The sequence below is a fragment of the Dietzia sp. E1 genome, assembly GCF_014145015.1.
GTDB lineage: Bacteria > Actinomycetota > Actinomycetes > Mycobacteriales > Mycobacteriaceae > Dietzia > Dietzia cinnamea_A.
The window spans coordinates 1-8,680 of record NZ_JAALDU010000558.1 but is presented as its reverse complement, the minus strand read 5'-3'; the positions used below and the strand labels follow the sequence as shown (position 1 = coordinate 8,680).

The following is an 8,680-nucleotide window of genomic DNA, read 5'->3' as shown; positions in this document are numbered from 1 at the left end:
CGTCGGCGGGCACGGCCACGTCGGTGAGGACGAGGCGACCCAGGCCGGCGGCGCGCAGGCCCATGGACGGGTCGGCCTCCACCACGAGTCCGTCGGTGTCGGATTCCACGACGAAGAAGGTCGGCGCGCCGTCGAGGGTGGCGGCGACGACGAAGAGTTCCGCGCTCCCGGCCGTGGGCACCATCGACTTGACGCCGTTGAGCGTGAAGCCGCCGGGGGTGCGCACGGCGGTCGTCTTCAGGTCGAACGGGTCGAACAGCGGCCGGGGCTCGGCCACCACGACGGTGGCGGCCGGGACCTTCTCGGAGGCGAACGCCGGCAGGTAGGACTTCTGCTGCGTGTCGGATCCGAACTGGGTCAGGGTGGTGGCCACGCCGGATGGCGCGAGGATCGGCAGGGCCAGGCCCATATCGCCGTAGGCGAGGGCCTCGGCGACGAGGGAGTTGGTCACCACGCCGCGCTCGGAGGCGATGCCCTCGAACTCCTCCGGGACGTTGAGCATGGTGGCGCCGATCTCGGCGGACCGCTCGAGAAGTGAGGCGGGTGCCTCGGCGGCGGCGTCGGCGTCGTGGGCGGCCGGGCGGATGACCTCGGTGGCGAACTCGCGCACGGTCTGGGAGATCATCTGCTGGTCGTCGTCCAGCGTGAGGTCGAACAGGTCGGGCCGCGCCTCGGTGTCGGCGTCGGGCAGGCGCTTGGGCGCGCCGCCGCCGGACACCTTCTTGAACGACTTAGTCGCTGCCCCGAGGGTCTTGAATCCGGTCTTGGTGGCCTCGTAGGTCACCCGGTCGACCTTCTGGCGCAGTCCGAACCGCTCGGCGAACTCCGACCCGGTGATCGTGGTCAGCGCACGCATCGCGGCGCCGATGGCGTCGATGCGTGTGGGGTTCTTGCCCGGTGTGGAGGTCTCCGCGCGTCCTGTCGTGGACGGGGTCGTGGGGTTCTTACTCATCATCACCAGCTGTTCTCGTGACGGACGGTGGACGGTGTGGTGCCAACACCTTACTTCGGAGTAAGTTCCGAGCGCCACACTTTCCCTCGAAGTTCTCGTCACCGCTGGTCGATGCGGGTTCCGTCAGCCGCGGAGCAGGGCGACCGCCTGGTCGACGGCGCCGGGGCGGCCCGCCACGAACCAGTCGTATCCGTTGACCTCGACGGTGGCGCAGACCCCGCCCGCGCCCTCGACGAGTGCTCGGCCGGGTAGCCAGTCCCACTCCGGGCAGGAGTGTTGGCACCAGACCGCGTGGATGCCACACGCGACGGAGGCGAGATCGACCGATCCCGATCCGAGCATCCGGATGGTCGCCGCGCCCCGGCTCACGCGGTGGAACGGCTCGGCCAGATCGGGGTCGGTGAGGAACGGCGGGTGGAGGTAGGTGGCGAGACTGCCGGCGGCGAGGTCGCCGGGGGACAGCGGGGTCACGGGGACGCCGTTGCGGCGGGTGGGGGTCTCGGAGCCGCCGACGAAGGTCTCGCCGGTGGCGGGGCGGTGAACCGCGCCGAGCAGGTAGTCGTCGGGGCCGCTGAGTGCCACTGCCGAGCACCAGTAGTCGGAGCCGGAGACGAAGTTGTAGGTGCCGTCGACGGGGTCCACGACCCACCGCCGGTCGTGGCCGCCGGCGACCAGGGTTCCCTCTTCGCCGAGGACGCCGTCGTCCGGCCGGTGGGTGGCGAGAAGCGTGGTGATGTGTCGTTCGGCGGCGTCGTCCGCCTCGGTGACGACGTCCGAGACGGACGTCTTGCGCCGGACGTCGAGTCCGTCCTCGCGCAGGCGGCGCGCCAGGGTGCCGGCGTCGACGACGAGGCGGGCGGCCAGGTCGACGTCGGACAGTCGCTCGGTGTGCTCGTCGGGCAGGGGGCGCGGGTGGCCGGTGTCGATGGACATGCACTTCCTCCGCTGGGGTCGCGGCGCGCTGACCACGGGCGGCAGCGGGTCCGCGGCTCTCGACGCTACCCGCGGCGGGCGACCACGGGTGGTGTGGCGGGTCACGTCGGGGCGACGGGCGGGGAAACGGTGGGCGACGCCCGGGCCGCGTAGACTCGGATCTCGTGCACCCTGAAGTCTCCGCCGACATCGCAGCCCTCGACGCGACCATGACCACCGTCGAGAAGGTTCTCGACATCGACGAGCTCGCCCGCCGCGTCGACGAGCTCGAGCAGATGGCCGCCGACCCGGACCTGTGGAACGACCAGGACCGGGCGCAGAAGGTCACCAGCGAGCTGTCGTACATCCAGGCGGACCTACGTCGCTGCCGCGAACTGCGGCAGCGGATCGAGGATCTGCCGCTGATGTACGAGCTCGCGGAGGAGGAAGGCGGCGACGCCGTCGAGGAGGCGGATGCCGAGCGGGCGAGCCTGCGTGAGGACGTCGAGGCCATGGAGGTCAAGACGATGCTCAGCGGTGAGTACGACCAGCGTGAGGCCGTCGTGAACATCCGCGCGGGCGCCGGCGGTGTCGACGCCGCGGACTTCGCGGAGATGCTCATGCGGATGTACGTGCGCTGGGCGGAGAAGAACGGCCACAAGGTCGAGGTCTACGACACCTCGTACGCGGAGGAGGCCGGCATCAAGTCCGCCACCTTCATCGTTAAGGACCCGTACATGTACGGCACCCTCTCGGTCGAGCAGGGCACCCACCGCCTCGTGCGCATCTCGCCGTTCGACAACCAGGGGCGCCGCCAGACCTCCTTCGCCGAGGTCGAGGTGCTTCCCGTGGTCGAGACGGTCGACTCGATCGAGGTCCCGGAGAACGAGGTCCGCGTCGACGTGTACCGCTCGTCGGGTCCCGGTGGGCAGTCGGTCAACACCACCGACTCCGCGGTGCGCCTCACGCACATCCCCACGGGGATCGTCGTGACGTGTCAGAACGAGAAGTCGCAGCTGCAGAACAAGGTCGCGGCCATGAAGGTGCTGCAGGCCAAGCTGCTCGAGCGCAAGCGGCAGGAGGAACGGGCCGCGATGGACGCCCTCGGTTCGGGCGGCAACGCGTCGTGGGGCAACCAGATGCGCTCCTACGTGCTGCACCCGTACCAGATGGTCAAGGACCTCCGGACCGAGCACGAGGTCAACAACCCGTCGGCGGTGCTCGACGGTGACATCGACGGATTCATCGAGGCCGGCATCCGGTGGCGGATGCGGGAGGGGGCCGACGCCTAGTGAGGGTCCAGACCGACTTCAGCGGAATTCTCCGTTGGCTGAGCAACGAGGGTCTGGAGGTCGTCCTCCTCGTCCTGGGGGCGGTCCTGCTGACCCGCGTGATCGGCAAGATCGCCCGGATGTGGACCGGCCGGATCGACGCCAAGAACGCGGACAAGGAGCTGTGGTCCGAGGAGTCCAAGCACCTGCACTCGCTGATCCAGGTGCTCTCCTATGTGGCCGTCGCCGTCCTCTACGTCCTCTTCGGGATCCAGATCCTCCTGCGCTTCGGCGTGAACCTCGTCGCCCTGGTCGCGCCGGCGACCGTCCTCGGCGCGGCGCTGGGCTTCGGCGCGCAGAAGATCGTCCAGGACTTCCTCGCGGGATTCTTCGTCCTCGCCGAGAGGCAGTACGGGTACGGCGACATCGTGGAGCTCACGACCGCGACCGGCGTCGCCGCCGGCACGATTGAGGACGTCACTCTCCGTGTCACCCGGCTGCGCACGCTGGACGGTGAGGCCGTGATCGTCCCCAACGGTCAGATCGTCACCGCCGTCAACCAGTCGCAGGACTGGGCGCGCGCGATCATCGACGTGCCGGTCCCCAACAACGCCGACATGGACAAGGCGCACGAGGTGCTGGCCGAGGTGTGCCGGGACATCGTCGACGACGACCGTGTGGGCGAGTACGTGCTCGACGAGCCGTCCGTGATGGGCGTGCAGTCCATCAAGCTGGAGCAGACCATCATCCGCCTGCTCGCCCGCACCAAGCCGGGAATGCAGTGGGAGGTCGGCCGGCGCATGCGCGCGGTGATCCTGCGACGGTTCAGGCAGGAGGGCATCGTCCTGGAACCGGAGGCGCTCGCGGCCATCCGGGCGGGGATGCTCCGCCCGCAGACCGGAGAGGGGAGCGTCTGATGGCACGGCACAGTGACGACGACACGACCCGGAACGACGACACGACCCGGAACGACGACACGATCCGGAACGACGACACGACCCGCGACGGTGACGTGGCCCGGGGCGCCGACGCGATCCCCGACGCCGGCACGACCCGGGAGGATGACGCCACGCGTCAGGAGCCCGTGCTGCGCCAGGACCCGTCCGCCCGTGAACAGCCCGATCCGCTGGGCCTCGGCGGCACGCCACCGCCCGACGCGCCCTCACGCCGGCCGAAGCCCGCGATCGTGGCGCTGATCGGGGAGTTCCTGTCGATGTCGCGGACGACCGCGATCCTTCTCGGTGCGTTCGTCGTCGCCGGGGTGCTGTATCTGCTCGTCCGTGAGCAGCCGGTCGTCGCCTTCGGTCCGCCGGCCCCGCCCGCGACCAGTGCGCCGACCGAGCCGGCTGAGTCATCGTCCGAGCAGACCGGGCCGTCGGAGATCACGGGCACCACCGATCCCACTCCCACGACAGGGCCGGATCAGACGGGGACCGCGACGACCGGGACGACGACCACCGGCCCCGAGGGCACCGCCAGCACCAGCCCGGGCCCGGGTGGCCTGCGCGGAACTGCGGGATCGACTCCCACCCGGCAGGAGCAGACGCAGGCGCCGCAGCAGCAGGCACCGCAGCAACAGGTGCCGCAGGAGCAGCCTCAGCAGCAGTCGCAACAGCAGACTGGTCAGCAGGCACCCGAGGGCGTTCCGACCTCTGTTCCGAGCGGCGGCGCCCTCGAGGGGTGACGCCTCTCGCTTGGGCACCGGGCGGCGCTTCGGCGGTCCCGCCGGCGGATCACGGTGTTCGGCCAGCAGCGCCGACAGTGACGGGTGTGGCGCTAGGCTACTGGCGTGATCAGTGCTGACCGTGTGACCAAGTCGTACGCGTCCGTGACGCGTCCGGCTCTGTCCGATGTGAGCGTGGAGATCGACGACGGCGAGTTCGCCTTCCTCATCGGTGCCTCCGGCTCCGGTAAGTCGACCTTCCTGCGGCTGCTGCTGAGGGAGGAGCGGCCGGACTCGGGTCGGCTCGTCGTGGCCGGCCACGATCTCACACGCATGAAGAACTCGGACGTGCCCGGGCTGCGGCGTTCGCTCGGCTGCGTGTTCCAGGATTTCCGCCTCCTGCCGGGCAAGACGGTCGCGGAGAACGTGGCGTTCGCGCTCCAGGTCATCGGCAAGTCCCGCCGGACCATCGAGAAGGTCGTCCCGGAGACGCTCGACATGGTCGGACTGGGGACCAAGGCGGATCGTCGGCCGCACGAGTTGTCCGGGGGAGAGCAGCAGCGAGTCGCCATCGCCCGGGCGTTCGTGAACCGTCCCGTGCTGCTGCTCGCGGATGAGCCGACGGGCAACCTCGACCCGGAGACCAGTGAGGACATCATGCTGCTGCTCGACCGGATCAACAGGACGGGCACCACGGTGCTCATGGCTACGCACGACCGCCACATCGTGGATCGGTCGCGCCGCCGGGTCGTGGAGCTGGTCGACGGTGCAGTCGTGCGGGATGACGCGCGCGGGACTTACGGGGTGGATCGCTGATGGCCGTCCGATTCATCGCCTCTGAGGTCGCCCAGGGACTGCGCCGGAACCTCTCCATGACGCTGGCCATGATCATCACCACGGCCGTCGCGCTGGGGATGCTGGGCGCCGGGCTGCTGGTGGCGATGACCGCGTCCGCGAGCCAGGCCAAGTACGACTACCTCAACGAGTTCCGCGTCTACGTGGACCGCTCGATCTCCGTCGAGGACCCGGAGTGTGCGGCGGAGTGCGCGGGAATTCGCGAGCAGCTCGAGGAGACGCCGGGCGTGGCGTCGGTGGAGTACAAGAACCCGCAGGAGACCTACTCCGAGTTCGTCGAGCTGTTCGCCTCGACCGACCCGGTTCTGGTGGAGTCGACGTCGCCGGACGCTCTCGGCTCGCGGTTCACCCTCACTCTGTCCGATCCGACGCGGGCGGAGGAGGTCGCGGTGGATCTGGCGGACGTGTCCGGGATCGAGGTCGTGCAGGGGCAGGGTGAGCTGGTCGAGCGCGTCTTCTCGGTTCTCGGCGGCATCCGCAACGCGGCGTTCGCCATAGCGGTGGTTCAGCTCGTGGCGACCGTCCTGCTCATCGCCAACATGACCCAGATCGCGGCGTTCACGCGACGCACCGCGGTCGGGATCATGCGCCTGGTGGGCGCGAGCCGGTGGTACACCGAGTTGCCGTTCGTGCTCGAAGCGGTGATCGCGGCGATCACCGGCGCCGTCCTGGCGGTGGGGGGTCTGTTGGTGGCCAAGAGCGTGTTCCTCGACAGGGTGCTGGACGAGGCGTACCGGGCGAATCTCGTTGAGCGGATCACGACCTCCGACATCCTGGTGCTCGCCCCTGGGCTCGTCGTCGCCGGCGCGGTGGCCTCCGCGTTGACGGCGTGGGTGACCCTGAGGCTGACGGTCCGGCACTAACGGCCCGGCACTGATGGCCGGCACTGACGGCCGCCGCCCCTTCCGGCTCGTCTAGACTCTGGGGGCTGCGCAACAGCAACGAGGAGGTGAACCGACGTGGCCAAGAAGAACAAGAAGAAGGGCGCGTCCTCCCTCGGCTCCGACGGGAGCATCGTCGCGAGTAACCGCAAGGCCAGGCACGATTTCCACATCCTGGACACCTACGAGGCCGGCATCGCCCTCGTGGGCACCGAGATCAAGAGCATGCGGGAGGGTAAGGCCTCGCTGGTCGACGCGTTCGCGACGGTCGACGACGGCGAGGTGTGGCTCCGCGGGCTCCACATCCCCGAGTATTCGCACGGGAGCTGGACGAATCATGCCCCCAAGCGGGCGCGGAAGCTCCTGCTACACCGCCGGGAGATCGACTCGCTCGTGGGCAAGGTGCGGGACGGGAACGCGACGCTCGTCCCGTTGTCGCTGTACTTCGTGAACGGTCGCGTCAAGGTCGAGCTGGCCGTCGCGCGGGGTAAGCAGGCCCACGACAAGCGGCAGGACATCGCCCGGCGGACGGCCGAGCGCGAAGCGGTCCGCGAGCTAGGCAGGAAGATCAAGGGCATGCGGGCGTGATGCCGGTCGCGCTGGCGTCGACCTCGGCGGTGGCGTACGGCATCAGTGACTATCTCGGTGGCGTGGCGTCCCGCCGCGCGCGGGCGTTGCGCGTCGTCAGTGTGGCCTACCCTGTCTCGATCGTGCTCGTAGGGGTCGCGGCCCTCGTCGCGGGCGGCTCACCTACTCCGGCGGGCCTGGGGTGGGGGTTGGCGTCCGGGCTCGCATCCGGCGCCGCGGTGTGGACGTTCTACGTGGCGCTGTCCAGGGGACCGATGAGCGTCATCTCGCCGATCACGGCGGTCCTGGCCGCCGCCGGACCACTGGCCTTCGGGTTGGCGGCGGGGGAGCGGCCCGGGTCCGCGGCGATGGCGGGGATGGCGGTGGCGCTCGTGGCCACCGTCCTCGTGTCCCTGGAGGGGGTGGACGGCTCGTCCGCCGCGCACGGGCGGTTGACGGCGTCGCTTCTGGTGATGTCGGTGGTGTCGGGCTCGGCGTTCGCCGCCTTCTTCGTCCTGTTGTCGCGGGTGCCCGCGGGCGAGGGGCTCTGGCCGGTCGCGGCGTCGCGGGTAGGCGCGACGGTGATGTTGCTCGCCGCTGCCGTGGCCGCGCGTGAGTCGTTCCGCTTCCCGCGCCGTCTCATCGCGATCGGGGTGGTGATCGCCGTGTTCGACGCGATCGCGAATGGTGCGTTCTACTTCGCCTCCCAGGCAGGGATGCTCTCCCTCGTCAGCGTCATCGCCGCCCTGTACCCCGCCTTCACCGTCGCGCTGGCGGTCACGCATGGGGGCGAGCGGATGCGCGCGGTCCAACTGGCCGGGCTGGGCCTGGCCGGCGTCGCGATCGTCTTCCTCACGCTTGGCTGACCGGAGACGGACGTCACCCTGGTATTCGACGGTTCCCCGGGGTATGGTTGGAGGTCCGTCGGCGGAAGTCGGCGGCTCCTGAGGGGCTGATGTGGTTTCGACTACGTGAGCTGACGCAGGGGAAGCGTGCCGGTGCAGGCCAGAGACCACCGTAAGCGTCGTGGCAACCAATTACGCGCCGATACCAATCAGCGCGACTACGCCCTCGCTGCCTGATAGCGAGCCCGTAGTCTGTCGGCCCGGGGTCGCTCTCGCCCCGGAACCCGGCATCATCTAGAGGGATCACCGGCTCACCCGGTCACGGGGTGGGTCGGGACAACTCACAGTGACTGGGATCGTCATCGCCAACACGTCCGCATGAGGGCGAGATCCGAGTAGAGGCCAACGCGGACTGCGCACGGAGAAGCCCTGCCGATGCTGCGGAGGACCCGGGTTCAATTCCCGGCAGCTCCACAATCGGACTGAACTCCCGGTCGTCTCGACGACCGGGGGTTCAGTGCATTTCAGAGTGCTGCTCGGAACGATCGATGCAGAGCCCGTCCGCGCGCCGACCGCCGGCGCTGACTCCCTCCCGCCTCAGAAGGGTGGTGGTGGTTGGAGGAGTTCGTCGAGGTGTTCGTGGAGGGCGTGGAGGATGGCTTTTTTCAGGGTGCTGTCGGTGGGTTTGTTGCGTTGCCACCAGCGGCTGGCCGCGGCGGGGGTCATACGCTCAC

The 8,680-nt window shown here is 69.5% G+C and carries 9 protein-coding genes and 1 other RNA gene; 8 read left to right on the top strand and 2 right to left on the bottom strand.

Features of this window, described 5'->3' with window-relative positions; all coding sequences use genetic code 11:
* The coding region (locus G6030_RS15570) for an acyl-CoA dehydrogenase family protein (RefSeq protein ID WP_182643729.1) at positions 1–955 on the bottom strand (955 nt) is incomplete at its 3' end.
* A 120-nt stretch (positions 956–1,075) separates the two neighbouring features.
* Entirely contained in the window at positions 1,076–1,885 is an 810-nt protein-coding gene (locus G6030_RS15565) for an inositol monophosphatase (protein ID WP_007633877.1), read from the bottom strand.
* Positions 1,886–2,049: 164 nt separating this feature from the next.
* On the opposite strand from G6030_RS15565, the gene prfB reads away from it, so the two are divergent.
* From prfB to ssrA, 8 genes are all read left to right on the top strand, one after another.
* Positions 2,050–3,156 (top strand): peptide chain release factor 2, encoded by a 1,107-nt coding sequence (gene prfB / locus G6030_RS15560; protein WP_007633875.1) that lies wholly within the window; start codon positions 2,050–2,052, stop codon positions 3,154–3,156.
* The gene (locus G6030_RS15555) at positions 3,156–4,052 is read left to right on the top strand and encodes a mechanosensitive ion channel family protein (protein ID WP_007633873.1); all 897 of its coding nucleotides are present in this window, start codon (positions 3,156–3,158) and stop codon (positions 4,050–4,052) included. Before prfB ends, G6030_RS15555 begins: the two co-directional genes overlap by 1 nt.
* Positions 4,052–4,819 (top strand): hypothetical protein, encoded by a 768-nt coding sequence (locus G6030_RS15550; RefSeq protein WP_182643728.1) that lies wholly within the window; start codon positions 4,052–4,054, stop codon positions 4,817–4,819. Before G6030_RS15555 ends, G6030_RS15550 begins: the two co-directional genes overlap by 1 nt.
* A 105-nt stretch (positions 4,820–4,924) precedes the next feature.
* On the top strand, positions 4,925–5,614 hold the full coding sequence (gene ftsE, locus G6030_RS15545) for a cell division ATP-binding protein FtsE (RefSeq protein ID WP_007633869.1): 690 nt from the start codon (positions 4,925–4,927) through the stop codon (positions 5,612–5,614).
* Positions 5,614–6,516, top strand: a complete 903-nt coding sequence (gene ftsX / locus G6030_RS15540; protein ID WP_007633868.1) for a permease-like cell division protein FtsX — start codon at positions 5,614–5,616, stop codon at positions 6,514–6,516. Before ftsE ends, ftsX begins: the two co-directional genes overlap by 1 nt.
* A 96-nt stretch (positions 6,517–6,612) precedes the next feature.
* Entirely contained in the window at positions 6,613–7,122 is a 510-nt protein-coding gene (gene smpB, locus G6030_RS15535; protein ID WP_007633865.1) for an SsrA-binding protein SmpB, read from the top strand.
* On the top strand, positions 7,122–7,967 hold the full coding sequence (locus G6030_RS15530) for a DMT family transporter (protein ID WP_182643727.1): 846 nt from the start codon (positions 7,122–7,124) through the stop codon (positions 7,965–7,967). The genes smpB and G6030_RS15530 overlap by 1 nt, the downstream gene beginning before the upstream one ends.
* A gap of 82 nt (positions 7,968–8,049) precedes the next feature.
* Positions 8,050–8,423: a transfer-messenger RNA gene (gene ssrA / locus G6030_RS15525) on the top strand.
* Positions 8,424–8,680: the final 257 nt, after the last annotated feature.